This window comes from Pyruvatibacter mobilis, assembly GCF_012848855.1.
Taxonomy (GTDB): Bacteria; Pseudomonadota; Alphaproteobacteria; order CGMCC-115125; family CGMCC-115125; genus Pyruvatibacter; species Pyruvatibacter mobilis.
In genome coordinates this window covers 323107-349615 of record NZ_CP051630.1, presented here as the reverse complement: position 1 = coordinate 349615, position 26509 = coordinate 323107, and the positions used below count along the sequence as shown (strand labels likewise).

Sequence of the window (26509 nt, the reverse complement as noted above, 5' to 3'; positions counted from 1 at the left end):
TTTGCTGCGTCGCACAATTTCAAAACCGCATCGCACAACCGCCCATAACCATTTGTTTCGACACCTAATTTTCCTGGTAATACGCCATTAACCAATGGCGCGCATCCTTTTCATGAAAAGGTGGATCAGCCGACCCGAAAGTCGGCGCCAGGGAAGGTTGGGACAGGTGACAAAGCAAGCAGCAGGCAGGCGTGCCGGGCCGCGTGCACGGTCCGCCGCCAACCGTTCCGGGAAAGCTATCCGGCCCTGCACAACACTTGCAGCCGCTTTAGCTGTGTCGGCGCTCTGCGTGCTACCCACCACGGCACCAGCCGCAGGCGTTGCAAAAGAGAGCGACTGGGCCCTTTGCCGTGACGCCGCCCACAGGGTGGAAAAGGCTACGGACCTGCCCCACGCGCTGCTCCAGGCCATGAGCCTTGTCGAGACAGGCCGCCGAGGTCCTGACGGAGCGCACACTGCATGGCCGTGGACCATCAACGCCAATGGCCGTGGCTATCGTTTCGCCAACAAACAGGAAGCCATCTGGGCGGTCGAGCGTCTCAGGGCAAAAGGCATGCGTTCCATCGATGTAGGCTGCATGCAGGTGAATCTGCGCTATCATCCGCGCGCCTTTACAAGCCTGGACGAAGCCTTCGACCCGGCGGCCAACATGGCCTATGCCGCGGATTTCCTGGGCCGCCTCAAGGATCGCCACGGCAGCTGGCGCGCCGCCAGTGCCCGCTATCACAGCTACAATCCCAAGCTGCGCGAGAAATACGCCGCCCGTGTGGACAAGACGCTGATCAGTGAACGCCAGGCCATCGCGGCCCGCATGCCGGTCCCGGCCATGAAGCCGTCGCCCGCCCTGCCCGTCATGGAAGCCGGTGATCCCACAATCGTCACCGCGTCACTTGCTCCATCTGAACAGGTCACACAGGTTGACGCCGCCGCTCTGGGCCTGCGTCCCACGCTCATTCCAGGCCTGCGCCGCGGCATCGACGTGGCGGACCCGCAGCGCGAGCATCAGGAAGCACGTCTTGCCCTGCCGACCGGAGCCGTAACCACGCGCTGACACAGCGGGCCTCTGTGCCGGTGGCAACGACACCGGCAGGACGCTCTCACGAAACGGTAACACCAGGGTCACGTGGAATTGGCATCAATGTGCGCCCTGCCTGTCGGCCGGACCACCTAACATATCCACGCGCTCAACCTTCGCGCGGCGCTGGATAGACACCAGGCGCTGCCGGTACCGCCAACAGGCCGGTCAGCCCTGCGGCTTCTGGGATCAAGAACATGCAACAGTTTGTTTCTGCCCTGCAGATCACATCCGTCGCAGATGCGGTGGATCTTCTCTCGGCGCTCTTCGTCTTCGCCATAGGCGCCGGCGTATTGCTGGTCTTTGCGCTCTATGTCATCGACCGCACCCAGACAAAACATGCCATCCGCCGCAATTACCCGGTCATTGGCCGCCTGCGCTACCTGATGGAGGATCTGGGGAAATATTTCCGCCAGTACTTCTTTGCCGATGACCGCGCCGAACTGCCCTTCCCCCGCGCCCAGCGCGCCTGGGTCTATCGCGCCGCCAAGGGAGTGGATACCACAGTGCCTTTCGGTTCCACCCGCAGCCTCGCGCATGTGGGCACGAAGATTTTCGTCAACTGCCCCTTCCCGCAACTGGGTGACGCCACCGAACCGCCGGGCAACGTGACAGTCGGCCCCTATTGCCGCCATCCCTACACGACCGACAAATACTTCCACATTTCAGGCATGAGCTACGGCGCCATCTCCAAGCCGGCCGTCCAGGCCCTGTCACGCGGCGCCAAGCAGGCAGGCATCTGGATGAACACCGGCGAGGGCGCGCTATCGCCGTTTCACACCGAAGGCGGTGCAGATATCGTTTTCCAGATCGGTACCGCCAAATACGGCGTGCGCAACGATGACGGCAGCCTCAACGACGACAAGCTGCGCGCCATCGCCGAGCTCGATCAGGTCAAGATGTTCGAGATCAAGCTCAGCCAGGGGGCCAAGCCGGGCAAGGGCGGCATCCTGCCCGGTGAGAAGGTCACCCGCGAAATCGCCAGGATCCGCGGCATCAAGCAGGGCAAGGATTCGATCAGCCCCAATCGCCACCCTGAAATCAATTCGGTCGGCGAACTGCTCGACTTTATCGCCCATGTGCGTGAGGTCACCGGCAAACCCGTCGGCATCAAGATGGTGCTGGGGGCCTATGGCTGGTTGTCCGGCCTGTGTGAAGAGATCAACCGCCGCGGTCAGGAAAGCGCACCGGACTTCATCACGCTCGACAGTGCCGATGGCGGCACAGGCGCCGCGCCACAGCCGCTGATCGACTATATGGGCCTGCAGATCCAGGAGAGCCTGCCCACGCTGGTTGATGCGCTTCTGGTCTACGGCCTGCGTGACCGTATCAAGGTGGTCGCCTCCGGAAAGCTCACCACCCCCTCCGGCGTTGCCTGGGCCCTGTGCGCCGGCGCCGACTTCGTCACCTCGGCCCGCGGCTTCATGTTCGCGCTCGGCTGCATCCAGGCGCTTCAGTGCAACACCAATGAGTGTCCGTCCGGCGTCGCAACCCACAAGAAGCACCTGCAGCGCGGGTTGGTGGCCACTGATAAGGCCGAGCGGGTCTATCGCTACGCCACCACCATGCACAAGGAAGTCGGCATGGTCGCCCACTCCTGCGGCGTGGACGATCCGCGCATGCTCAAGCGTCATCATTGCCGCATCATGGGTGCCAACAGCCGCACCATCGGTCTGCATGAGATGTTCCCGCCCGGCGGCAGCTTCAAACCGGCGATCGACAAGCCAGACACCATCACCGATGGCAGCATGGGAACCCATCACGGCATGGACGACGTCGCCGCGCGCTAGCGCAAACAGCAGCAGACCGACAGAGACTTACGGCATCACCAGGCGGATCTGGGGCGCCTTGGAAACGTCCCAGCATTCCACGTCCACCGGCAGTGTCAGCATGTCATCCCCGTCCACCTGAACGGGATCGACCTCGTCCGGCCCGTCATCGGCAATATGGATCGAAGGCCCTCGCAACACATCAACGTTACGCGCGCGCTCGAGCCGCCCCAGCGCCAGAGCGATCATGGCCCAGACAAGACCAAGTCGACCACGCGCGGGAACGCAAAGGGTCACGAGACCCACATCTTCGAACCGGACGGAAGGTGCCAGCCTGAACTTGCCCGCGTAATGGCAGGCATTGGCCACGACCACCCAGCCACAAACAACGTCCCGCACCCCGTCACTGACACGCAGGCGTGGCCCTCCCGGAAATACAATCTGCCTCAGGCCGGCCCACACGAAAGCGAGCTTACCGAAGCGCCGCTTCATCACCGGGTTAATCGCGTGCACAAGCCGCCCGTCGAACCCGGCACCGACCCACAGCAGGAAGAAGCGCTTGTTGACGCGGCCGGCACCGATCGCGCGCGCCCGCCCCTCCAGGAGAAGCGCCCCAAGTTCGTCGCTTGACGTGGGCAACCCAATCTCGATGGCAAGCACATTCGCCGTGCCGATAGGGATCACCCCGAGCGGCAATTGACTGCCGACCAGCCCGTTCGCCACTTCGTTGATGGTGCCATCACCTCCGGCTGCCACCACGATGTCCGTTCCGCCGGCTTCCGCCGCCTCGCGCGCAAAGCGTTCGGCATCTCCAGGGCCGCCCGTTTCGCGTAGCGTGACGATCGCCCCGCGCCGGTTCATCGCTTCCACCACCTCAATGAGCTTCCGACGACGACGCCATCCGGCAACCGGATTGTAGATGAGCGTGACAGCACGCCGCACTGAGGAGCTTCGCCCCTGCGCAGGAAAACCGCCGTTTACCAATTTCTCAGCGTACAAAGGGTTCACCTCACCGTCACAAAACGTTCATTCCCCGCCGGGATAGTCCGCGCAAGTTGAGGCCGGGAGACCTTGATTCGATTGACCTTTTTCGATCCAGCGCAGATGTGCTTCGAAAAAATCAGAAAATCAAGTCCTCCGTACACGAATTGATTTGCACAACGAGTCGCGGCACAAATGACACTCACAGGCACGCTGACACGCAACGCGTCGGACGCTGGCAAGAACACCGGAAAGGGCGGCCAAGACCACCCGCTCCGCCCCAAGGGCTTCCGCGAACGCCTGAGCCATTTCGGGCTGCGCGGCCGGGGCCGCAAGCGCGTGAAGCGCAAGCATCTGATCGTCCGCCCACCCCGCAAGCACCGCACCCTCTTCATCTCCGATACGCATCTGGGCACGCCGGGCTGCAAGGCAGAATTGCTGGCGGACTTCCTGCGCCACAACGAGGCTGACACGCTCTATCTCGTCGGCGACATCATCGACGGCTGGCGCATCCGCCGTTCCTGGTACTGGAACGAGGCCCACAACCACGTCATCCAGGAAATCTTGCGCAAGGCGCGCAAAGGCACCCGCGTGATCTACGTGCCGGGCAATCACGACGAAGCCCTGCGCGACTATGTGGGCGTCACCCTTGCTGGCGTAGAAGTCATCAATGAGGACATTCACGAAGCCGCCAATGGCAAGCGCTACCTTGTCCTGCATGGTGATCAGTTCGACGGCGTCGTGCGCTATGCCAAGTGGCTCGCCCATGTGGGCGACTGGGCCTACAACGTGGCCCTCACCTGCTCCAGCATGCTGCACACCCTGCGCCGGTCACTCGGCCTCTCATACTGGTCGCTGTCCGCCTATCTGAAACACAAAGTGAAGAACGCGGTCGAGTACATCTCCAACTATGAGGATGCCGTTGCCCGGGAAGCACGCGATCGGGGTGTCGATGGCGTTGTCTGCGGTCACATCCACCACGCGGAAATGCGCGAAATGGATGGTGTCACCTACATGAACGACGGCGACTGGGTGGAAAGCTGCACAGCTCTTGCTGAAGACATGAACGGCACTTTCACCATCATCCACTGGACCCGTTTTGCCGCCGACCAGGAAGCCGAACGCATGGAGCGCGAAAAGGCGCTTGGTCTTGCCTCTGCATCCTCCTCTGCGTCCGCCTCGGATGACGAATTGCCCGTGGGAGAGCCCGAGTTGGCCACTGCGGCAGAAAACACCGTCATTGCCGCTTCGGTCGCCGACCGGGCACCCGACATCACCGCAGAAGATGATGACGAGGAAGTCGTGATCAGTGGCCATGTGCCGGTGGCAGCATCGGACATGCTCAAAGTCGCAGGCGGCGTTGCGTGAACAATCTGATGACATCGGACATGCCGCGCGTTGCCACGCTGCCGGACACAGCACCCCGCCACGGCGATGACGTTCATCTCGCCTTCGCAGAAACAGACAAGCCCCTGCGTGTGCTTGTCGTTACCGACGCATGGGAGCCCCAGGTCAACGGCGTGGTGCGCACCCTTCAGCAATTGGGCGAGGAACTCACCAAGCTCGGCCATGAAATCCGGTATGTAACGCCGCAGGACTTCGTCACCATTCCGGCGCCCACCTACCCGGAAATCCGCCTAGCGGTGTGGCCGTGGGGTTGGATGGGCAAGGTCATCCGCGATTTCGCACCCAGCGCCATTCATATCGCTACCGAGGGGCCCCTGGGCCTTGTTGCCCGCAATTACTGCGTGCGCCACAACCTGCCCTTCTCCACGTCATTCCACACGCGCTTTCCCGAATACATCAACGCCCGCTTCGGCACGCCCGTGTCGTGGGGGTACCGCTTCCTGCGCTGGTTCCATGGCCCCGCGACAACCATGATGGTCGCGACAAGATCTCTGCAGGAAGAAATGGTGCAGCGCCGCTTCCCCTCCACCGCCATCTGGTCACGCGGGGTGGATGTCGAGCTGTTCCGTCCCCGCCCTGACCTGAAGAAGGGTGACTTCCTCGATCTGCCCCGGCCGATCTGGCTCTATGTCGGCCGCGTGGCGGTGGAAAAAAACATTGAGGCGTTTCTTGATCTCGATTTGCCGGGCTCCAAGCTCGTGGTTGGCGGTGGCCCGCAGCTGGAAAGCCTGAAGGCGAAGCACACGGACGTGCATTTCGCCGGACCCAAATTCGGTAAAGAGCTGGCTGAGCACTACGCCGCCAGCGATTGCTTCGTCTTCCCCAGCAAGACCGATACGTTCGGCCTGGTCACTCTGGAAGCCCTGGCCTCCGGCACGCCTGTGGCCGCCTATCCGGTGCAGGGCCCGAAGGACGTGATCGGCGACGCGCCGGTGGGCTGCCTGCGGGATGACCTGGCCAGCGCCGCCCGCACGGCCGTCCGCATTTCGCCGGAGCGGGCCCGCGAATTTGCGCTCAAATATTCCTGGGAAGCCTGCACCCGTCAGTTCATCAGCAATCTGGCGATCCAGCGCCCGCCTACCCAGGACCGCCCGCGCCTGCTGCGCCGCTCATAACGCGGGCCTAACAGCATAGCCCCGGGCATTTCTCATATCGCTGGCCTCTTGCAGCGCGCGTGATACGCTCTCACATGAGAGGGGTTCACCCGTCATATTGCCCGCTATCAAGGGAGTTACCGAGATGCCGTCACGCCGTACAGCACGCGCCCTCGCCGCGACCGAGGAAAACCGCAGCCGCCCCCTGATGGTCGCCACAGGCGCACTCGCCGCCATCGCCCTTCTCTGGGCTCTGCTTGCCACGGCCGCACAGGCCGAAACGCCCCAGGGCGGCACCTATGTGATCGATGACACGCACGTGCATGCCAGCTTCAAGGTCAGCCATTTGGGCTTCTCCAGCACCATCGGCAATTTCGACACGGTATCCGGCGACATTGTCATCAATGCTGACGACCTCACCGCCAGCACGGTTAACGTCACCATCGACACCGCAAGCATCGACACCGCCCACAAGGAACGCGACGAGCACCTTCGCAACGCTGATTTCTTCAACGTGGCCGAATATCCGGAGATGACTTTCACCTCCACCGCCATCGAAGTGACCGGCGACGCCACCGCCAAGGTGACCGGCGACCTCACCATGCTGGGCCAAACCCACCCGGTGACCCTTGATGTGACGCTTAACAAGGCCGCAGAACACCCCTTCTCCAAGAAATATGTCGCAGGCTTCTCTGCCACCGGCACCCTCGACCGTACCCAGTGGGGCATGGATTACGGTGTTCCGGCCGTGGGCTCTGAAATCGAGCTGCTGATCGAAGCCGAGGCCATGCGTCAGGAATAGCTGCCCCGCTCTATCGGGCACTCGACAGATCGGCGTCCGGGCCCTATACCGGCGCCAGAAAAGTCCTCGTAGAAGGGCGCGGAATGGGAGTTTCCCGGTTCCGCGCCCTTTCTGCGTCTATTACCCGGTTCTGACACCCAGTTAAGACAGGTTTCCATGGCCACCCAGGAACGCCGCAACATTGCGATCATCGCCCACGTCGACCACGGCAAGACCACCATGGTGGACAAGCTGTTCCAGGCCTCCGGCATCTTCCGGGAAGGCCAGGAAGTGGAAGACCGCGCCATGGATTCCGGCGATCTGGAGCGTGAGCGCGGCATCACCATCTCGGCCAAGGTCGCAAGCTTCGAGTGGAAGGGCATCCGCATCAACCTGGTGGACACGCCGGGCCACGCCGATTTCGGCGGTGAAGTGGAACGCATCCTCTCCATGGTGGACGGCGTGTTGCTGCTGGTGGACGCCGCTGAAGGTGCCATGCCGCAGACCAAGTTTGTGACCATGAAGGCACTGGCCCTCGGCCTGCGCCCGATCGTCGTCATCAACAAGATGGACCGCAAGGACGCCCGCCCCGACCACGTGCACGAAGCCGTGTTCGACCTCTTCGCAGGCCTTGATGCCAGCGACGAGCAGCTCGATTTCCCGGTGCTCTATGCCTCCGCCCGCGAAGGCTGGGCGTCTGCCACCGAAGCCACCTCCGGCGACAGCATGGACGCCCTGCTCGACGCCATTGTGGAGTACGTGCCGGCACCGGAAGACCTCGAAAGCGAGGATGCTCCCTTCGAGCTGCTGGCCACCGGCATCGAGTCCGACCCGTTCCTCGGCCGGCTGCTGTCCGGCCGCATCAAGGCCGGCACCATTAAGCCGAACATGACCATCAAGGTGCTGACCCGCGAAGGCGAAGAACGCGAGCGCGGCCGTGTCACGAAAGTCCTGGCGTTCCGCGGGCCCCTCCGCGAACCCGTCGACAGCGCCGAACCCGGCGACATCGTGGCCATTGCCGGTCTCAAATCCGCAACCGTGTCCGACACGCTGTGTGATGTCTCCATCACTGAACCGCTGGATTCCAAGCCCGTCGATCCACCGACCCTGGCCATCACCATGATGGTGAATGACAGCCCGCTCGCCGGTCGCGAGGGCTCGAAGGTGCAAAGCCGCGTCATCCGCGAGCGCCTGCTGCGCGAGGCAGAAGGCAATGTGGCGATCCGGATTTCTGAAGTGCCCGGCGGTGACGCCTATGAGGTGGCGGGCCGTGGCGAATTGCAGCTCGGCATCCTGATCGAAACCATGCGCCGCGAAGGTTTCGAGGTGTCGATCTCGCGCCCCCGCGTTTTGATGCGCGAAGACGAAAACGGCCAGAAGATCGAGCCCGCCGAAGAAGTGCAGATCGACGTGGACGAGGAGTTCACCGGCGTCGTCATCGACAAGCTGACCCAGCGCAAGGCTGAACTGATGGGCATGGTCCCGTCCGGCGCCGGCAAGACGCGGCTGACCTTCATCTGCCCCGCCCGGTCGCTCATCGGTTACCAGGGCGAGTTCCTGACCGACACCCGCGGCACCGGCATCATGTCCCGCCTGTTCCACGGCTGGGTGCCCTACGCTGGCGAAATCGGTGGCCGTCACCACGGCGTGCTGATCTCCAACAGCGATGGCGAGGCCGTCGGCTATGCCCTGTGGAACCTTGAGGATCGCGGCAAACTGTTCATCACCCCTGGCACCAAGGTCTATCAGGGCATGATCATCGGCGCGAACTCGCGCCCGGACGATCTTGAAGTGAATCCGCTCAAGGGCAAGCAGCTCACCAATATCCGCACCCAGTCCAAGGACGAAGCCGTGCGCCTGACGCCGGTGCAGCCCATGGCGCTCGAACAGGCCATCTCCTATATCGGAGACGACGAGCTCGTCGAGGTGACCCCGGAAAACATTCGCCTGCGCAAGCGCTACCTGGATCCCCATGAGCGCAAGCGCCACCGCAACGCCGCGGCCGCTGCTCAATAACAGGCCAAAGCCGCTTGCGGCCTCGCGCCCAACGGGCTACCCGTGAGCCCATGAGCAGCGATGATCCCATAAGCCTTGAAGGCTTTATCCTGGAGCTGGCAGACGCCTCGGGCGCTGCCATCATGCCCTATTTCCGCACCGCGCTGGACGTAGGCGACAAGCGCTCGCGCGGCGCCTTCGATCCGGTAACCGAAGGCGACAAGGCAGGCGAACGCGCCATCCGCGCGCTGATCGATGATCGCTTCCCGAACCACGGCATTCTGGGTGAGGAATACGGCTTCAAGCCCGGCACGTCGCCCATCTCCTGGGTCATCGACCCCATCGACGGTACGCGCGTGTTCATGTCGGGCCTGCCCACCTGGGGCACGCTCATCGGCGCCATGCAGGACGGCGTCCCGGCAGTCGGACTGATGGACCAGCCCTATACAGGCGAGCGCTTCATCGGCGGTCCGTCCGGTGCCTTCCTGATCGGCCGCACCGGGCGTACCCCGATGCAGACGCGTCCCTGCGCGGGCCTTGATGACGCGGTCATGGGCGCCACCGATCCGCGCATGTTTGCCAAAGGCGGCGAAGCCGATGCTTTCCGCACCCTCGCCGACAGGGTGAAGCTGCTGCGCTATGGCGGGGATTGCTATAATTACGCCATGGTGGCCATGGGGCAGATGGATCTCGTGGTGGAAGCCGGCAACCAGGCCTATGACATCCTGCCGCTCGTGCCGGTCATCGAGGCCGCCGGCGGCAGTGTCACAGACTGGCAGGGCCGCCCCTTGCGGGCAGGCGACGCCTTTACCCAATCAGGCGGCCGCATGATCGCGTCAGGCGACCGGCGCATCCACGATCAGGCGCTGGAAACCCTCTCGCAGGCCTAGGCCGTCTGTGGCGCCAGAAACGCGTCAAACGCTGCCCAGAACGGTGCCTGCAAGTCATCCTGCTCCATCAGGATTTCGTGCTTGCAGCCGACGCACTTGAGATACTGCCCCGTGCGCATCCGCCGTGCCTGCGCCGCAACACCTTGATCCGGCACCAGCACATCCTTCTCCGCCCCGGCAAACAACACCGGCGTGGTGATGGCCCGCGCAAATTGATCGCTCTGGACCCAGTCCATGCTCTCGGACGCAGCCCCCGCCCAGCCACAGGTGACAGATGCCAGTGCCAAATTTGGGTTCGCCTCAACAAGGGCAACCTGCCTCGCATAACGCTGCGGGTCTGACGTTACGCTATTGCCCTCAAACGCATGAGACCCGACAGCGTCTTTATCACCGCCGCCAGGCAAATAGGCATCCCCCAGCCCCAGCGCCATGCCGGTAAAGCCGAAACCGCGCATCAGCCCCTTCATCCACGGCTTGAGTGCGATGTCCACCATCGGCGCGCTGAGAACCAGCTTTTCCAGCTTCGGCAGCCCACGCGCCAGGGCAGCGCCCGTGTCCTGCAGATAAAGCCAGCGCAGCAGGATGTTGCCGCCCATGGAGTGCGCAAGGCCCACATAGGGTGCAGGCATCTGGCGCTCGCCGATCAGTTTGAGGAAACAGGCAAGGTCCCGGTCATACTCGCTGAAATCATCGATATGCCCCTTGAGCCGGTTACCCGTCATCCGCGCTGACAGCCCCTGCCCGCGCCAGTCCATGGTGGCAACCGCATAGCCCCGCTCACGCAGCTGCGTCACCACCTCGAAATACTTCTCGATGAATTCCGTCCGCCCGCTGAACAGCAGCACCGTGCCGCGCGGCGCATCAGCTGTGGCAGGCCACACCGCCCCGCGCAGTTGCCGCCCGTCATATCCCGCAAACCAGAACGCCTCCGCCCCCTCGGGACAGGGGTTCTCGGGAGTGTCCGTCAGCGAGGCAGGAGATGTCATGAGGCGCGGCTCCGCGTTTTGTTGTCAGCCGATTACAGATAGGCTGCCCGGCGACCTGATCCAATACGATGCAACGCCGCCCGGGTGCAAACCAGCCCGCTGCTGCATCCCGAACAATGAGCACACGACACATGACCTGGGAAGCCGAAGCCAAGGAAATCATCGCCCGCCGCGCCGCCGCCAAGAAGCAGGGCGGCGAGGAAGGGATTGCCAAGCAGCACGCCAAGGGCCGCCTCACCATCCGGGAACGCATCGCCCACCTGGCCGATGACGGCAGCTTCCAGGAACTGGGCGAAGGCGCAGGTGCACCGGAATTCGACGAGGACGGTAATCAGACAGGCTTCAGCCCCGCCAATTTCGTGCTCGGCTTTGCCAAGGTGGGCGGCCGCCGCGTCATCGTCGGCGGGGAAGATTTCACCCTCAAGGGCGGCTCACCCAACCCCGCCGGCCTGCGCAAAAGCGTCTATTCCGAAGACGTGGCCCTGCAATACAAGGTGCCGCTCATCCGCCTCCATGAAGGCGGGGGCGGGTCGGTGGCAGGCTCCGGCGGCAACAAGGGCAAATCCCGCCCTGTCGGTGATCCGGTTTTCTCGACCCCACGCTTCCTGTCGGTGGCAAAGACACTCGGCACCGTGCCCGTTGCCGCAGCAGCGCTTGGCCCGGTTGCGGGCATGCCCGCTGCCCGTCTCGTCTCTTCGCATTTTTCGGTGATGGCCAAAAACGCCCAGGTGCTGATCGCCGGCCCCGCCGTTGTCGAACGCGCCACCGGCCACAAGATGACCAAGGAAGAACTGGGCGGGTCGGACGTGCACGCCAAATCAGGCGTCATCGATAACGTGGCGGAGACCGAAGAAGCAGCGCTGGAGGACATAGCCCGCTTCCTCTCCTACCTGCCACAGAACGTCTTCGAGGCCGCCCCCGTTCTCCCAAACGATGACCCGCTGGACCGCGCCGACGACAAGCTCCTCTCAATCGTCCCGCGCGAACGCCGCAAGCCCTATGCCATGCGCAAGATCATCAAATCCGTGGTGGATGACGGCAGCTGGTTCGAAATGACCCGCCGCTACGGCCCCTCCCTCATCACAGGTCTCGCCCGCCTCGGAGGACGCCCCGTCGGCATCCTCGGCAACGACTGCACCTACTACGCCGGTGCCATGACAGCGGACGCCGCCCGCAAGACGCGGCGCTTTGTTGATTTCTGCAACACCTTCAACCTGCCCGTGGTGGCGCTGGTCGATGAGCCGGGCTTCATGATCGGCCCGGATTCCGAAACCACCGGCACCATCCGCGCGGGTGCGGAAGCCATTGCCGCTGTGATGAATGGCCGTGTGCCCTGGGCCAGTGTCATCGTCCGCAAGGTGTTCGGTGTGGCGGGTGCCGCCCATTTCGCCCCCGGCGGCCATGTGTTCTCATGGCCCAGCGCAGAGACAGGCGCCCTGCCTGTTGAGGGCGGCGTTGCGGTCGCCTTCGCCCGCCAGATCGCTGCCGCCGACGACCCTGATGCCAAGCGCCGCGAGCTGGAAGAGATGCTGGCCGCCACCCAATCCCCCTTCCCCCGGGCCGAGGGTTTCTCCGTCCACGAACTGATCGACCCGCGTGAAACCCGCGCCAAGCTGAATGAATGGCTCGACTGGGCTTGGCCGACGCTCGATCATCAGCGCGGCCCTTATCTCCGCGCCATGGCCTGACCCGCCGCATATAAAAAAGGTGCCCGGGCCGAAGCCCGGGCACCCTCCCGGAGAGCACCTCTCTTGCGGCTTAGAGGTACCGGTAACCCAGCACATTGCCGGTATAGGCACAGATCCGCAGATCAACGTTGCGCTTGCCGTGGCGCGCCTTCACCCGGTAGTGGTCGCTCCAGTCATTGCCACCGGCGACGTAGGTAGCGCCTGAGAAGTGCGAGTAATTGTGCTTCTTCAGCCCGCCGGTCCAGTGCTTGAACGGCTTGCGCTGCGGGGCCGCCTTGGCATGCAGATTGTATCGCTTGGCCTTCTGCACATTCTCGATGTGGCCCGTGCGGCTGTCGGCGGTGATCAGCACCGGCCGGCCCCGGCGGTTGAGCCCCCGCACCTTGTAGACATGGCCCTTGAGGTCCACGCGGTCGAACTTCTTGAAGCCTTCATGGCGCAGATTTGACAGCAGTTTGCGGATGCCGAGCGCCCGCTTCGGGGTAGGCTCGGTCTTGTGCGCACGGCTGACGTCGAACAGACGGCCTGTATAAGGATCAGCCTTGGCCTGGTTGAAACCACCGCGCGGGCCATAGCCCTTGACGTGATAAACGCCATTTCGGAACACGATGTCCGTCACCTTGCTGCCGGTGCGCTGCTGGATTTTCTTCACCACCCCCGGAATGTAGAGGAAGTTCTTGCCCTGGCCGCCATGGGCCTTCCGCGCTTGATGATAGAAATCAGTGCGGTGCCAGCCACGGTCATAGCTGTTGTAGTGATGCGCCTTGCCATTGGCGAAAACGATGCCGCCGCCATTGCCGTTGCTGATGGTCAGCGAAAAGCCGCCCGCCTGCGCCGGAGCGATGGCAGAGGTGGCGGCAAGAGCGCCACCCATGGCTGCAAGGATCAGATACTTCTTCATTTCATGGCTTCCTTCTCTTTTGCCCGGCTGCTGCTCATGCGGGCGGTTCAGCTTGGCCACCCATGCACGCGGTGGCAGGAACGTCGTGGCACCGGCATGTCCCCGGTGCGTGAGAAGGAAGTTGACCGACCCGCGCTGAACCCGTTCTGGGTGGCCCGTTAAGACGGGGCTCACACTTATGAACCTCACCCAACCCGGCATGCAGGCTCACGTCAGACGAGTCCCGGAAACCGCCTGTCCAACAGACAACGGGCGTCCCCGGCATCGCCGGAAACGCCCGTCATTCCGCCGATAAAGGCGGCCCTGCCCCTGGCGTCATCGCCTAGTGATAGCGCCACCCAAGCACGTTGCCGGTATAGGCACACACCCGCAGATGGACCCGCTGGCCGTAGCCATCATGGGCATTCACATAATAGTGAGGCGTCCAGTGCCGTCCGTGGCCATGAAATGTCGGACGGCCAAAACGGTAATAGCCATGACCGGACAGGATCCGGACGAAGTGCTTGAACGGCTGCACATTGCCGTAGCCGTGATGGCGGTAGCGCGGACCGTAGTGATAGTTGCGATGCTGCTTGTAGTGCCGCTTGTGCCAGTGCGATTGCCGCCAGCCGCCGTGATACTTGTAGCCGCGATGACGCGGCCGCTTGTGATCGATTTGCGTGGCTGCCAGCGGAGCATCCGCGGTAGCGGCAAGCCCTGCCGGTACCGCGGCGTGTGCGGGTGCACCGGTCAGCAGGCCAAGGGCAAATGCCCCGGCCAAACCGGCGATTGCCAAAGCCAGTCGAGAGTTCATGTGAGCGCTCCTGTCGGTAAGATTCGCCGGGCGCAGCATTGATGCCCCGCCCACCAGCGGTGCATTCAGCCCGGCACCTGCCTCCGGCCTGAATGCCATTCCCCCGTCTGGAAGCATCGTCCCGCGCGCCTGAACTCCTCCTGCATGCCGCGTTAACCTTTCGATCATCAAGATGAGCAAAATCTCATTTAGATGAACGACTTGTATGGTTAATCAGTCACGCCTAAAGCGGCCTCGCTGGAGACGGCGGGAGCACGTGATACTATCCCGCGCAGATCAGCCGTTTCGGACTGCCAGGACCTCCAGGGAGACTACCCATGCGCCGCCTGACCCGACATGCCCGCCACATCGCCGCTGCCGCCGTGGCGGCAGGCACGCTGCTGACCGCAGCTCTTTCCGCCCAAGCGCAGGACCGGCAATACATCATGGCCACGGCCACCACCGGCGGCACCTATTACCCCGTCGGCGTCGCCATCGCGACACTCAGCAAGCTCAAGCTTGAACCGCAATACGGCTTCTCCCTGTCCGCCATCAGCTCAGCGGGTTCCGGGGAGAACGTGAAACTGATGCGGGAAGACGAAGCCCAGTTCGCCATCCTGCAAGGGCTCTATGGCGCGTGGGCCGCCACCGGAACAGGCCAGCTCGAAAACACCGGACCGCAGGAAAACCTCCGTGCGGTCACCATGCTGTGGCGAAACGTCGAGCATTTCGTTCTGCATGCGGATGAGACGAAGACCAGAACAATCCACGACCTCAAGGGTCTGGGAAAACCCTTCTCCATGGGCAAGCGCAATTCAGGCTCCGAGGGGTCGGCCCTCCACATCCTGTCGGCGCTTGGCATCGAGCCAGGCACAGATTTTGACGTCATCAGTCTCGGCTACGGTCCAAGCGCCGATGCCATTCAGGACGGCAAAGCCGTGGGCATGAACACCCCGGCGGGAGTCCCCGTCAGCGCTGTGACCCGGGCATTCGCCGCTGCTAACGGAAATCTTGTGGTCCTGGCCTTCAGCCTTGAGGACACGGCAATCATCAATGCGGCGTTGGGTGATGACATCGCGCTCTGGTCGCCCTTCACCATTCCCGCCGGCACCTATCCGGGCCAGCAGCAGGATGTCGCCACAATCGCCCAGCCCAATTTCCTCGCCGTAAACGCCGATGTAAGTGACGAAGATGTCTATCAGCTGACGAAGGCGGTCTACGAGAACCTCCCGTTCCTTGCAGGCATTCATGCCGCAACAAAGGACATGGCCCTGGACAGCGCCACCACAGGTCTGCCCCTGCCGCTTCACCCTGGCGCCCTGCGCTATTATGAAGAAGCGGGCTTAGAAGTGCCGCAGCGCCTCAAGCCCTGACGCTTGAGCCGGCACAAACGGGGGAGACTACCGCATGGCTGATGAGCCGGGATCAGGCACAGGCGGCATGCCTGCAGCCGCACCGCTTGGCCGCCTTGGCATTGCCTTTGCTGTCGTCGTCTCCGCAGCTCATCTGTGGGCGAACCTGTTCGGCACAATGCCGGAACTACAGGCTGCCGGGTTCCACTTCGGTTTGTTTGCCATCCTCTGTGTGCTTTTATTCCCGGCCTCCGGGCCGCGCGCCTTACGCATCATTGCCGATGGGCTGATAGCTGCAGGTGCATTGGCCACCTCGATCTACCTCTACATGGCTGAGGACGCGCTCTACGCACGCGGTGTCAGCTTCATCTGGTCTGACTGGATTGCGGCTTTGACGGCGATCGCCATCGTCATGGAACTGGCGCGCCGCACCACCGGCTGGGTGGTGCCTGTGCTGACACTCCTGGCGCTCACCTACGTGGTGTTGTGGGGCCCCCATGTGCCCGGGGCCTTCGCCTTCGCAGGCCTGTCCGCCGAAACACTTCTGTTCCGCAGTTACTTCGGCACCGACGGAATGTTCGGCCCGATCGCACGCATCTCCTGGACCTTCGTGTTCATGTTCATCCTGCTGGGTGCATTCCTGGTGCGTTCCGGCGCGGGCGATTTCATCCTGGCGCTGGCCCGTGCTGCCGCGGGGCGCATGACGGGCGGCCCGGGGATCGTGGCAATTCTCGGTTCCGGTCTCATGGGGTCGATTACAGGGTCAGCCGTCGCCAACACGGTCTCGACAGGTGTCATCACCATCCCGCTGATGAAGCGTGCGGGCTTCCCCCCAAAATTCGCCGGCGGCGTCGAAGCCGCAGCCTCCACCGGCGGCCAGTTGATGCCACCTGTCATGGGGGCAGGTGCTTTCGTCATGGCCTCTTTCACGCAGATCTCCTACCTGGAAATCATCGCGGTGTCGGTGCTGCCAGCGATCCTCTATTTCTTCACTGTCGGTGTCTTCGTGCGCCTCCAAGCCGCAAGGCTAGGCCTCACGCCTGAAAACGATGCGGAACCTATTGGCCCCGTCCTCCGCCAGGGTTGGCATTTCCTCCTGCCAATAGGCGCTCTCGCAGGTCTGCTGATCTGGGGGTTCACACCGGTCTTCGCCGCTGCAATCGCCATCCTTGTCACCGTGGCAAGCTCATGGCTCTCCGGCACCCCCATGCGGCTCGACGATGTCCTGGCAGCCGCCGCCGACGGTGCAAAGTCCATGGCACCCACTGCCATGCTGCTGCTCTGTGTCGGATTGATCGTCAACGTGGTCGGCATGACAGGCATAGGCAACACCTTCTCGCTCATGCTGTCCGGCTGGGCCGGTGGAAGTTTGCTGCTGACCCTGGTGCTCGTTGCCCTCGCCTCCCTCATTCTCGGCATGGGCTTACCGGTTACGGCCAGCTACATCGTGCTCGCCACCCTGTCGGCACCAGCCATCTATGGTCTGATGGTGGACGCGGAACTGGTCCGCACCCTGATGGCTGGCGGCAGCACGCCGGAACTTGCCGCCTATGCCCTCCTTGCAGCGCCCGATCTCGCAGCACTTGTCGGTCAGCAAATGACGGAGACGCAGGCCTCCACCCTGCTCGCAGCCCTGCCCGCGGACATACGCGCGACACTGGCCGATGGCCTCCTCTCGCCGCCCCTCCTCGCGTCCATGCTGCTTGCAGCCCATCTTGTGATTTTCTGGCTCAGTCAGGACTCCAACGTCACGCCGCCAGTCGCTCTCTGCGCCTTCGCCGCCGCCTCAATTGCCGGGACACGGCCCATGGAAACGGGCCTTTCGGCCTGGAAAATCGCCAAGGGCCTCTACCTTGTCCCGCTGCTTTTTGTCTATCAGCCACTGGTCACCGGAACGGGCATCGAGCCCTTGGTGACAGCACTCATGGCGATGCCCGCATTCATGGCGCTCGCAGCATCGCTTCAGGGCTACTTCGCCGCCACCCTGCCCCCATTGTCCCGCCTGGTATTGGGGGTTGCGGGGTCGGCGGTCATCCTGCCTTGGGGCACTCTTTGGGAGCATGTGGCACTGAGCTGCATCCTTGCCGTGGGATTGGCGGTTTTCTGGCGATTCCAAACCCGGCGGGCATGATCCGCTCCCCCTTGACGCCCCCGTGGCGGGTTCCCAAATATCAAGAGCGGACGCCGGTTGTCGGGTCCGCGTTGGGCTTCATCACCTTTCACCGCCGTGCCCGCACGGGGCGGCATCCAAGGGTGAAAGGCACATGCAGCTTGATACGCATTACGCTCATCAGGAGGTTATGTCTCATGCGTGCTTATGATTTTTCCCCCCTTTACCGCAGTGCCATTGGCTTTGACCGCCTCGCTGGCCTGCTTGATACCGCCAGCCGGCTTGACGCCCAGGCACCGTCCTATCCGCCGTTCAATGTGGAGCGCGTGGACGAGAACGAGTACCGCGTGACCATGGCGGTCGCAGGCTTCACCGAGGACGAGCTTGAGATCGAGGTGAAGGATCAGACCCTCACCATCTCAGGCAAAAAGGTCGAAAGCGACGAGGACCGGAATTTCCTCCATCGCGGCATTGCCACCCGCAGCTTTGAACGCCGTTTCCAGCTTGCCGACCACGTTCAGGTGACCGGCGCACAGCTCGAGAACGGTCTGCTTCACGTCGACACACGCCGCGAGATCCCCGAAGCGCTGAAGCCGCGCACCATCGCGATCCAGTCCAGCGCCAACGGCAATGGCCGCAAGGTGATCGAAAACACGGCCGACGCCGCCTGATTGCCTGACAGAAAAAGCTCTCACACGGATGGAAGCGCGATCGCGGACTGCGGTCGCGCTTCTTTGCATGCCGTGCACGAGATACAGGCGTTATCCATCTCTGTCAGCATGGCTTCCATGCGCGACATGTGGGCAAAACGACTCGACACACCAGGCCGTATGATTTCAAATCGATGACACTGCGGCGACGTTCCCGCGTCGCCACGAAATGCGTCCCTGCCAAGACCCTGCGAGGATCCCATGGCAAGCTGGCAGAGCAGGCTGACCGCTCTCTTCCTCCGTCTTGCGGTCAAGAGGCCGCTTGATCCTTACGCCGACCCGGCCGTCATGCGCGCACGGGTCAACCGGATGGCAGGTCGCCTCAACGCCAAGGCCCCGTGGATCAGAACAAGCCCGGTCTCGGCAAATGGTGTGCCCGGCGAATGGATCTATGGGCCTTCAATTGATGCCGTGCCCGATGGCGCGACACCTCAGCGGTCGCGAAAGATCGTGCTCTATCTTCATGGCGGCGGATATGTCGTCTGCAGTCCGGCCACGCACCGTCTGATGGTCGCACGCATGTGCCGTGAAGCAGGCTTTGATGCCCTGCTGATCGACTACCGTCTGGCGCCTGAACATCCTTTCCCCGCAGCCGTGGAAGATGCGGAGGCAGCGTACCGATGGCTGCTCGCCTCGGGCTACGCCGCATCGGACATCGTTGTGGCAGGCGACAGTGCCGGCGGCGGGCTGACCCTCTCGTTACTGCTGACCCTGCGTGAGGCAGGCATGCCGTTGCCCGCGGGCGCAGCCCTCCTGTCCCCCTGGACGGACCTGGCGCTGACAGGCCTCACCATGCTTACCAAGGCCAAGGCAGACCCGATGCTGCGGCTTGATTCCGCTGCATTGGCAACCCGTCACTACCTGCAGGCGACATCACCAACCCACCCGATAGCATCCCCCTTGCACGCCTGCCTTGACGGCCTGCCACCACTCCTGGTGCAGGTCGGCGGTGAGGAAATCCTGCTGGATGATTCCCGCAGGCTTGTCGCCAAGGCGCTCGATGCTGGTGTGGACGCGTCGCTCGAGATCTGGCCGGGAATGATGCATGTCTTCCAGGCGTTCCCGAAGATGCCGGAAAGTAGGCACGCCATTACGCGTCTAGGCAGGTTCCTGAAAATGCGTGCGGATGCCGCGGACAACAGCGCACCCACAAGTCTTGCCGCTCCCGTATCCGAAGCTGCGGAGTAGAACGCCGCTCGACCGCGCTACTTGCCGGCAGGTGCGGAGCACTCAGCAAGGCGGCGCAGCAGATCGTCGACCCTGGGTCCGAACTCTTCCCGTTCGGCTGCCGCGGCGATATCACAGAGTGTAGACGTCGCTTCATCAAGCAGATCGATCATGCCGGGCGCGACCTGACGCATACCGCGAAGTGCCTCGCAGTAAGGACCTGCCAGCCGCGTCGCAATATCGAACCCGAACGATCCCGCCTGTCCCTTGATATCGTGCAGCACGCCAAAGGCATCGACCGATGCAGCGGCATGCTCCTCCGTATAGGGAGCAGCAGAACGCAAACGCGTCATCGCGTCTGCAAGTGTGCCCGCATCCTGGGAAAGCTGTGCCGGATAGTCTTCAGCGAGGCTCTCAACCGCAGCTTCAGCCGCGGCAATAGCCGCCATCAGCTCGTCATCAAGCTGGACATCCTCTTCATCGAGGGTGATTTCCGCATCCGGGGTCATCGATACCATGACCATGCCTTCCTCATGGAAACTGCCGCCGTCAGGCGGCACACACCGCATCCCGGCATCTGTGAGGCCGGATTGCGGATGTACGATCAGCATAGTCTGGCAGCCAAGGTTTAACCGCCCTTTAAGACAACCGGACACGCTCACAGCGCGCAGAGCCGGGTACTCCGAGGCTCAGTAGTCGCGCTCCCAGGTGACACCGACCTTCGTGTCACCTGTGGTCCCCACACCGCCATCCAGTGAGATGTCGTCGGTGAGTTCCACTTCCACGTTCACCTCGCCGGATCCTGCGTCCAGCCCCTGGGCAACACCCACATAGACGCCGTCCCGCACATAGGAGCCGACTTCAACCCCATCGTCGCCAAAGGACAGAACGTCCACCCCCAGTGCCCGGCGCATCGCATCCAGCACGCCGCCGCCAGATGACGCGCCCGCGAGATTGGCCGCCGCATCCGCCAGCTGAACCGCCTGGAGCGCCGTCAACTGGCCGGTACCCGTGCCAAACAGCACCCGTGACAGAATTTCATCGCGCGGCAGGGCGGGTACGGACGACAGGCCGATCTGCGGATCCGACGACAGTCCCGTGACAGACACGGTTGCCTCGAAACCATCTTCCTCGTAGACCGCCTTCACGTTGAGATAGGGGTCAACGTCCTGGCCACCGGTAAACTCCACCGTACCGCCTGATAGATTGAAGCTGCGGCCCAGAAAATCGAACGTGCCACGCAGCACTTCAAACTTGCCAACCAGGGCAGGCTGATCAGCAGGACCGGTCACTTTCAACGCCCCGCCCCATTCCGATTCCAGCCCCCGGCCGCGTACAAAGGCCCGGCGCGGCGCATTGATCGCCACATCCAGAACGATGCCGGGCGGATCATCCGCCTCTTCTGCAGAAGATTTCTCAGCTTCCGGATCAACCGGCACGCCATCGCCCGTCACCTTGGTCACGTCGATCACTGTCACGTCAGAAGCAAGTTTGTCCGGTATTCGCGCATCCAGCTGGTCCACCTGTATGTCCCCGCCGATGGTCACCGGCGTCGCCGCCCCATCCACACCACGCGGCCACAGAACCGTGACTGTCCCACTGGCCACCGCATTGACCTCATCCCGCCGGGCCGCGCGGAAGCGCGTCATCTGCATGGAAACATTCAGGCGGTTGTCGGATTGGTCGGTCAGGTCAAGCACACCTTCGCCCGCCAGACGCCCTTCTGCACCGTCGCGCGCATCCACCTCCAGTGTGCCGCCCGTACCGGTGCCATCCAGTTTCACCTTGAGGGGGGAAAGCAGAAGCCCCGTGTCGTAATTCTCGTAAAGGCCGTCGCTCATGGTCGCACCGCCGGCCACATCCAGATCCACGAGCGTGCCTGATGCCGACACATCAACATCCATCAACCCCGCCATCCGGTGACCATCCACCGGCACAAGCGGCCAGACCGCCCCGAGGTCGACGACCCCGGACAACGAAGCGGTCAGCGGCGCGCGTTCCTTCAGGAAAGGCACACCATTGCGCACGCCGACAGGAAGACGTGCTGACCCCGTGAGGTCACGCGTGCCCGGCATTTCCGCCGTCAGCTCCGCTGTGAGTTCAGCACCGTCCCATGTGCCTTCCATGGCAACCCTGGGGGGCGCAACCTGAGCACCAGGAACCACCGGGGCTGCCGTCAGATTGAAAGTGCCCTCCCCGCGCGCCCCGCTGGCTGACACCTTCGCCGTCCCCTCCAAGGTTCCGCCAATGCCGGTTTCAGCACCGGTCAGGGCACTGACAAGAGAGAGGGGGAGCGCTGCAAGAGACACATCCATGTCAAGCCTGCCCGGCTTCTGCTCCAGCCTCCCTTCAACACGGCCGCTCGCAAGACGCAGAGACAGGTCTTCGACACTCACACCCGTCGCATAGGAAAGCCGTACCGGCTGCTCCACGGAAAAAGGAACATCCGCAAGCCGCCCTTCGAGTTCGGTAAGTGATGCCTTTGCGCCATCCACATCGATATCGCCCCGCCCATATAGACGTCCGTTTTCCGATGCCCCGTCAAACGGCTGGACACCGCTTGCCTCGAAAGCGACAGAGGGCCGTTGCACCGTGCCGTTGATGCCGATCCTCACGCGATCTGCTGCCGCGCCGCCGGCAGCCAGAGACCGGAGGTTTACTGTGGCATCAAGTGTCTCCTCCGGTGCGAGCGTTGCGTCGAGCCTGGCCCCGCCGATCCAGAGATCGGTAATCTTGATCCGCTTGAAGGCACCCTTCGCGGTCATCTTGCTGCCGGTCTCTTCTGAAACACTCTTGATCGCGAGATTGCCCTGGCCCTTCAGCGGCACACCGGCAATCCGCCCCACCGCGTCAAGCGACGCCACATCAAGACCAAGGTCAGCGTCAACTGCGCCGGCGGGCCCCAGCACCACATCCCCCGACGCCACCAGTCCGGGCAGGGAAGCTTCGATCTCCGCAAGTCGTGTCGCACCCTGGTCCTGCATTACTCGGGCAGAAGCCCGCGCCGTTTCACCTGCCGCGCGCCCGTTGAACGCAAGGGTCAGGTCGACGGCAGGCGTCAACCTCCCGTCTACGTTGAGGCGCCCCTGCAGATCAACCCCGGCCACGCGCGCTGTATCAAGATCCACGGCGGCAGCAAGTTGCGGAGCACTTAATGCCCCGGTCAGTGTCACCTCGGCCTTGGCACGCCCCCCAAGCGGCGTGCCGGCAAGTGAAGAGAAAACCGAGAGGTCATCTGCATCAGCGGTCAGGGCAAGGTCGCTGGCGTCAGCCGACACACGGCCGGTAGCGGCAATGTCGAAAGCGCCCGATGCCGGTGTCAGGCTCAGGCTCTCGACAATCGTTTCAACGCTGCCTGTACCCCCATCACCGCCACTGGCAGTTCCGGTGAACCGGCCCGCAAGGGTCACCACCTCGCCAAGCACCGCATTGGGTTCCCCATCCGGGCCAAGCGCAGGCGCGTAGCGTGCGTCCAAACGCCCGGTCAGGGCGCCGGCAAAGTCGAGACGCTGCACATCAACCCGCGCCGTCAAATCACCCCCAAGAGGCAACAGGTCAGTGCCTGAGATTTCCACATCAGCCTGACCAGACGCCATGTCGGCAAAGAGGTCGATGTCGCCGGACATATCCGCCATCAGTCCGGGTGCTGATAGCGTCAGCCGCGCAACTTCAATTCGGGTCAGCCCGGCGTCTGAGGTCGCATCAAGATCAACGGTTAAGGGTTCAGGCAGCTGCTCACCGACCAGCGCATCCAGCCTGGCAAGCTGACCTGACAGACGCAGCTTCGGAGCGGACAACGGATCAGTGAGCGTCACCGCCCCCGCATAGGAAGTGTCCCCATAGGAAAGCCGGGCATCCTGCATCTCATAGACACCACCCGCCGAGGCAAGATCGCCGTCCAGTGAGACCTGCTTTACGTCGGCCAGCGCCGCACCGGGCAAGAAGCGCAATTTCGTTGCAAGGCGGCCATTGTCACCAAGAGGCCCCTGCGCAATTGCCGTGACATCACCATAGGCACCAATCTGCCCGGCGAGATCGAAAGTCCAGTCCGACAGGTCGCCGGATGATGAGGCAGTAACGTCCAGCGTGCCGAGCGACGGGTCGCCTGTCAGAGCGGCAACCAGTCCCGGTTGCTCCACCGTGCCATCCCGCAGCGAGATATCGATCTGTGGTGCGACCGCCTCACCCAGGGACGCGGCAACTGAAAGGTTGAAAGGGGCACCGCCGGTGCGCGCGACAGACAGGCTGAGATCAGCCCGCCGGCCGGCAAGGCCTGCGCGCCCCTGAGCAGTCAGAACAACGGTTTCGGTGCCGGCGACACCAGACGCCAGCATCACCTCTGAAAGCCTGAGCTCGTCGACCCGTACCGCGACAGGCAGTGAGGGGACGAGCGGACCGGGCCGAGTATCTTCTTCCTCGTCACTCCCGCCAGACGGAAGGGCATGGATGGTTGTCCGCGCCGCCACTATCTCCGTGGCATGCACCTCGCCGGACAGAAGCGCGAGCGGACGCCACCCTAAGGAGAGGTCCTCTATCTCGGCCAGCAAGGCTTCACCGTCGCGCACAACGACACGCTCCGCTGTCAGCCGAACCGGCCACAACCCGCCATAACCATCAAAGGTAACGGTGATGCCGTCTCCCTCAGCCAGGGAGCCCAGCACGCGCTCCGCGAGAGCCACCCGCACGGGCGTGACCTGGAGCACGAAGAACAGCAGGACTACCAGCCCCATTGCCACACTGAGACCGGCGCCAACAGCCACCGCGGCAACCCGCGCGGCCTCAAGCCCGTGCCCACGCATCCGCGGCCAGTCCATCCGGTCATCGGCCCACTGCATCAGAAGGCCTGACCCAGCTTGACGTAGAATTTGAGGCTCGGTTCTTCGTCCGAGGGCGTGGCGATGGGATAGGCCAGGTCGACCCCGATGGGCCCGAAGGAGGTGTAATAGCGGAAACCAAGCCCACCACCCCACGCGACCTCCTCCTCGAAGTCGGGCAGTGGCGAGTCCGTCACGATACCGCCATCAATGAACGGCACCACACCGAGATCATCCATGAAGCGCCAGCGCAGTTCATTGGAGAACTCCATGAGGCTGCGTCCGCCTTCCTGAGCGCCATCCGTGCCCAGCGGGGATATCTCCTGGAATTCGAACCCACGCACCGACCCGGCACCGCCGGCATAAAAACGCTTATCCGCCGGAAGCTCGCCCGTCCGCGCACCGACGATCGACCCCGCACGCGCACGCGTCGCCCAGACGAGCCGCTTTTCTTCGTCCAGCGGCACATAGGTCCGCAGTTCCACGTCGGCTACATGGAAGGCGAGTTCATCGTTGAACCGCCCGAAATAGGGCGTGGCGGCGAGCCTGAGGCGATAGCCGTCGCGGGGATCAAGCAGGCTGTCAGCTCCGTTGTACGTCGCCTGAAGCGGCACACCGAAAAGAAGGGCCGTCTCCGTCGCTTCGCCGACTTCGTCCACCTGCGCGCCGTCGAACAGGACACCTGCCTTCCCCGTCCATTTGTCACCCAGCGGCCGCTCGATGCCGGCCGTCAGCAAGCCACCGACACGGTCATAAATGTCGGTACTTTCGCGCCCCGCCATGGTGCCCAGTTCAAGCGTCTGATCAGCACGGCGAAAGCCAGCCACCCGGTATCGCGCCTCGGCCTCCTGCTCGATCTGCGCAATCCGCGCTTCCAGACGCAGATGCTGCCCTTCGCCAAGAAGATTGCGGTTCTCCCAATGGGCACTGATGCCGAAGCCCTCGGTACTCGAGTAACTCGCGCCGGCGCCGATTGTGCGCGGCGGACGCTCACTCACCGTTAGTGTCACGGGCACTTCGCCCGTGTCGTTCACGGCCTCGCCCACTTGAAAGCGCACACCGTCAAAAAGGCCGGACCGGACGAGCCCCGCCCGCATGTCGTCAAGCTTCCGCTGATCGAAGACTTCGCCATCCTCGAATGTCTTGCGCCGGTCGATATACGCGGGCGTTACCCGCTCCAGCCCGTCAACGGTCAAGTCCCCGAAACGGGCCCGGGCACCCAGCTCAACAAATGTCGTGACTGCGAGCCTGTCGGAGTCCACGTCCGCCAGCGCCCGCCGGCCGCCAGACTTGGCAAAGGGGTAGCCCCGGTCGTGCAGATCATCGACGAGCTTTTTCTCAGCGGCAATGATATCCGCCGCAATCGCAGGCGCACCAGGCACAATGCCATAGGCTGACAAGTCGGACGGCAAGCCCGCATCGCTGTCGCCGACGGACTCTGCTGCTGCCTTCTCGCGGTAAGAGACCTGGTTGTCGCCGATCACATATTGCGGACCGGCATCGACCTGCACCACCACTTCGACCGGCTGTGTTGGCAGCGCGGGAACCGGTGGTGCGGCACCGGGCACCACTGTCCCGTCTGCCGGAGTTGCTGATGCAGATTGCGGCAGCCCAAGATCGATCCGGTAAGCAACGGTGCCCTCAAAATATCCCCGCGACTGCAACACCTTGTTCATGCGCGTCACATCGGATTGGGCGCGCCTGCGCAAACCACCGATACTTGCCGGTGGTTCGTCCTTTCGGGCAATCAGCTGCGAGACTTCCTCGAACGCGCCGCCAAGGCCATCAGGCACGCCGTCGAGACGAACTGCATAGCCGCGGTCGCCAATAAGCCGCAGCGAGTCGCTGATCAGGGGGACTTGTGGGCCGGGAGCCGGAGGGACATCCGCGCGTGCGGCATCGTCCGCCGCCTGCGCGATGGACGCCAGCCCGGCAGAGATCGACATGGCCAGCGCCATTCCGGGTGCGGCCCGCCATATTGGCCGCGCTACGCGACGGAAACCCAGCAAAACAAGCA

General features: G+C 63.3%; 18 protein-coding genes and 1 pseudogene. 12 read left to right on the top strand and 7 right to left on the bottom strand.

Translation table 11 applies throughout. The annotated features are described in order from the left end of the window. Positions 1–367: 367 nt before the first annotated feature. Both HG718_RS01610 and HG718_RS01605 read left to right on the top strand, forming a co-directional pair. Positions 368–1051, top strand: coding sequence for a lysozyme family protein (locus tag HG718_RS01610; protein ID WP_160586755.1), 684 nt, complete (start codon positions 368–370; stop codon positions 1049–1051). A 221-nt stretch (positions 1052–1272) separates the two neighbouring features. After that, a complete protein-coding gene (locus HG718_RS01605) occupies positions 1273–2865 on the top strand; it encodes an FMN-binding glutamate synthase family protein (RefSeq protein WP_160586754.1) in 1593 nt (530 codons plus the stop codon). Between the two features lie 27 nt (positions 2866–2892). Here the strand turns inward: HG718_RS01605 and HG718_RS01600 are convergent, their stop codons facing one another. Beyond that, positions 2893–3786, bottom strand: coding sequence for a diacylglycerol/lipid kinase family protein (locus tag HG718_RS01600; RefSeq protein ID WP_160586753.1), 894 nt, complete (start codon positions 3784–3786; stop codon positions 2893–2895). 393 nt (positions 3787–4179) lie between these two features. Between HG718_RS01600 and HG718_RS15610 the strand changes: the two are divergent. The 5 genes and pseudogenes from HG718_RS15610 to hisN form a co-directional block, all read left to right on the top strand. Continuing rightward, positions 4180–4962 (top strand): annotated as a pseudogene (locus HG718_RS15610) (UDP-2,3-diacylglucosamine diphosphatase); the annotation flags it as partial. A gap of 227 nt (positions 4963–5189) precedes the next feature. Then, complete coding sequence (locus HG718_RS01590; protein WP_280521610.1) at positions 5190–6347, top strand: glycosyltransferase family 4 protein; 1158 nt, start codon at positions 5190–5192, stop codon at positions 6345–6347. 124 nt (positions 6348–6471) lie between these two features. Then, entirely contained in the window at positions 6472–7128 is a 657-nt protein-coding gene (locus tag HG718_RS01585) for a YceI family protein (protein ID WP_205345622.1), read from the top strand. A 156-nt stretch (positions 7129–7284) separates the two neighbouring features. Next, positions 7285–9123: a translational GTPase TypA gene (typA, locus tag HG718_RS01580; RefSeq protein ID WP_160586751.1), complete on the top strand. Its 1839-nt coding sequence runs from the start codon at positions 7285–7287 to the stop codon at positions 9121–9123. A 50-nt stretch (positions 9124–9173) separates the two neighbouring features. Beyond that, on the top strand, positions 9174–9992 hold the full coding sequence (gene hisN / locus HG718_RS01575; RefSeq protein ID WP_160586750.1) for a histidinol-phosphatase: 819 nt from the start codon (positions 9174–9176) through the stop codon (positions 9990–9992). Here hisN and HG718_RS01570 read toward each other — a convergent pair. Continuing rightward, entirely contained in the window at positions 9989–10978 is a 990-nt protein-coding gene (locus HG718_RS01570) for an alpha/beta fold hydrolase (RefSeq protein ID WP_160586749.1), read from the bottom strand. The genes hisN and HG718_RS01570 overlap by 4 nt on opposite strands. A gap of 131 nt (positions 10979–11109) precedes the next feature. On the opposite strand from HG718_RS01570, the gene HG718_RS01565 reads away from it, so the two are divergent. After that, positions 11110–12666 (top strand): acyl-CoA carboxylase subunit beta, encoded by a 1557-nt coding sequence (locus HG718_RS01565; RefSeq protein WP_160586748.1) that lies wholly within the window; start codon positions 11110–11112, stop codon positions 12664–12666. 70 nt (positions 12667–12736) lie between these two features. Here HG718_RS01565 and HG718_RS01560 read toward each other — a convergent pair whose 3' ends face one another. Next, the gene (locus HG718_RS01560; RefSeq protein WP_160586747.1) at positions 12737–13567 is read right to left on the bottom strand and encodes a hypothetical protein; all 831 of its coding nucleotides are present in this window, start codon (positions 13565–13567) and stop codon (positions 12737–12739) included. A 322-nt stretch (positions 13568–13889) separates the two neighbouring features. Beyond that, a complete protein-coding gene (locus HG718_RS01555) occupies positions 13890–14360 on the bottom strand; it encodes a hypothetical protein (protein WP_188658383.1) in 471 nt (156 codons plus the stop codon). A 317-nt stretch (positions 14361–14677) separates the two neighbouring features. Here HG718_RS01555 and HG718_RS01550 point away from each other — a divergent pair, with 317 nt between their 5' ends. The 4 genes from HG718_RS01550 (at position 14678) to HG718_RS01535 (ending at position 19699) form a co-directional block, all read left to right on the top strand. Beyond that, positions 14678–15712, top strand: a complete 1035-nt coding sequence (locus HG718_RS01550) for a TAXI family TRAP transporter solute-binding subunit (protein ID WP_160586746.1) — start codon at positions 14678–14680, stop codon at positions 15710–15712. Positions 15713–15746: 34 nt separating this feature from the next. Next, positions 15747–17822: a TRAP transporter permease gene (locus HG718_RS01545; RefSeq protein ID WP_160586745.1), complete on the top strand. Its 2076-nt coding sequence runs from the start codon at positions 15747–15749 to the stop codon at positions 17820–17822. Between the two features lie 176 nt (positions 17823–17998). After that, the gene (locus tag HG718_RS01540; protein WP_160586744.1) at positions 17999–18472 is read left to right on the top strand and encodes an Hsp20 family protein; all 474 of its coding nucleotides are present in this window, start codon (positions 17999–18001) and stop codon (positions 18470–18472) included. 240 nt (positions 18473–18712) lie between these two features. Further along, the gene (locus tag HG718_RS01535; protein ID WP_160586743.1) at positions 18713–19699 is read left to right on the top strand and encodes an alpha/beta hydrolase; all 987 of its coding nucleotides are present in this window, start codon (positions 18713–18715) and stop codon (positions 19697–19699) included. 17 nt (positions 19700–19716) lie between these two features. Here the strand turns inward: HG718_RS01535 and HG718_RS01530 are convergent, their stop codons facing one another. The 3 genes from HG718_RS01530 to HG718_RS01520 all read right to left on the bottom strand — a co-directional run bounded on the left by HG718_RS01530 (position 19717) and on the right by HG718_RS01520 (position 26438). Further along, positions 19717–20238 carry a hypothetical protein gene (locus HG718_RS01530; protein ID WP_160586742.1) on the bottom strand — a complete coding sequence of 174 codons (522 nt, stop codon included), beginning with the start codon at positions 20236–20238 and terminating at the stop codon, positions 19717–19719. A 129-nt stretch (positions 20239–20367) separates the two neighbouring features. Then, on the bottom strand, positions 20368–24513 hold the full coding sequence (locus HG718_RS01525; protein WP_160586741.1) for a translocation/assembly module TamB domain-containing protein: 4146 nt from the start codon (positions 24511–24513) through the stop codon (positions 20368–20370). Beyond that, a complete protein-coding gene (locus HG718_RS01520; protein WP_160586740.1) occupies positions 24513–26438 on the bottom strand; it encodes an autotransporter assembly complex protein TamA in 1926 nt (641 codons plus the stop codon). The genes HG718_RS01525 and HG718_RS01520 overlap by 1 nt, the downstream gene beginning before the upstream one ends. Between the last annotated feature and the right edge of the window lie 71 nt (positions 26439–26509).

What these genes read in the sequence shown, in the direction of transcription:
- HG718_RS01605 (WP_160586754.1), top strand. Translation starts at nt 1,273, where the DNA reads ATGCAACAGTTTGTTTCTGCCCTGCAGATCACATCCGTCGCAGATGCG.
- HG718_RS01585 (WP_205345622.1), top strand. Translation starts at nt 6,472, where the DNA reads ATGCCGTCACGCCGTACAGCACGCGCCCTCGCCGCGACCGAGGAAAAC.
- typA (WP_160586751.1), top strand. Translation starts at nt 7,285, where the DNA reads ATGGCCACCCAGGAACGCCGCAACATTGCGATCATCGCCCACGTCGAC.
- hisN (WP_160586750.1), top strand. Translation starts at nt 9,174, where the DNA reads ATGAGCAGCGATGATCCCATAAGCCTTGAAGGCTTTATCCTGGAGCTG.
- HG718_RS01570 (WP_160586749.1), bottom strand. Translation starts at nt 10,978, where the DNA reads ATGACATCTCCTGCCTCGCTGACGGACACTCCCGAGAACCCCTGTCCC.
- HG718_RS01565 (WP_160586748.1), top strand. Translation starts at nt 11,110, where the DNA reads ATGACCTGGGAAGCCGAAGCCAAGGAAATCATCGCCCGCCGCGCCGCC.
- HG718_RS01560 (WP_160586747.1), bottom strand. Translation starts at nt 13,567, where the DNA reads ATGAAGAAGTATCTGATCCTTGCAGCCATGGGTGGCGCTCTTGCCGCC.
- HG718_RS01555 (WP_188658383.1), bottom strand. Translation starts at nt 14,360, where the DNA reads ATGAACTCTCGACTGGCTTTGGCAATCGCCGGTTTGGCCGGGGCATTT.
- HG718_RS01550 (WP_160586746.1), top strand. Translation starts at nt 14,678, where the DNA reads ATGCGCCGCCTGACCCGACATGCCCGCCACATCGCCGCTGCCGCCGTG.
- HG718_RS01545 (WP_160586745.1), top strand. Translation starts at nt 15,747, where the DNA reads ATGGCTGATGAGCCGGGATCAGGCACAGGCGGCATGCCTGCAGCCGCA.
- HG718_RS01540 (WP_160586744.1), top strand. Translation starts at nt 17,999, where the DNA reads ATGCGTGCTTATGATTTTTCCCCCCTTTACCGCAGTGCCATTGGCTTT.
- HG718_RS01535 (WP_160586743.1), top strand. Translation starts at nt 18,713, where the DNA reads ATGGCAAGCTGGCAGAGCAGGCTGACCGCTCTCTTCCTCCGTCTTGCG.
- HG718_RS01525 (WP_160586741.1), bottom strand. Translation starts at nt 24,513, where the DNA reads ATGCAGTGGGCCGATGACCGGATGGACTGGCCGCGGATGCGTGGGCAC.
- HG718_RS01520 (WP_160586740.1), bottom strand. Translation starts at nt 26,438, where the DNA reads ATGTCGATCTCTGCCGGGCTGGCGTCCATCGCGCAGGCGGCGGACGAT.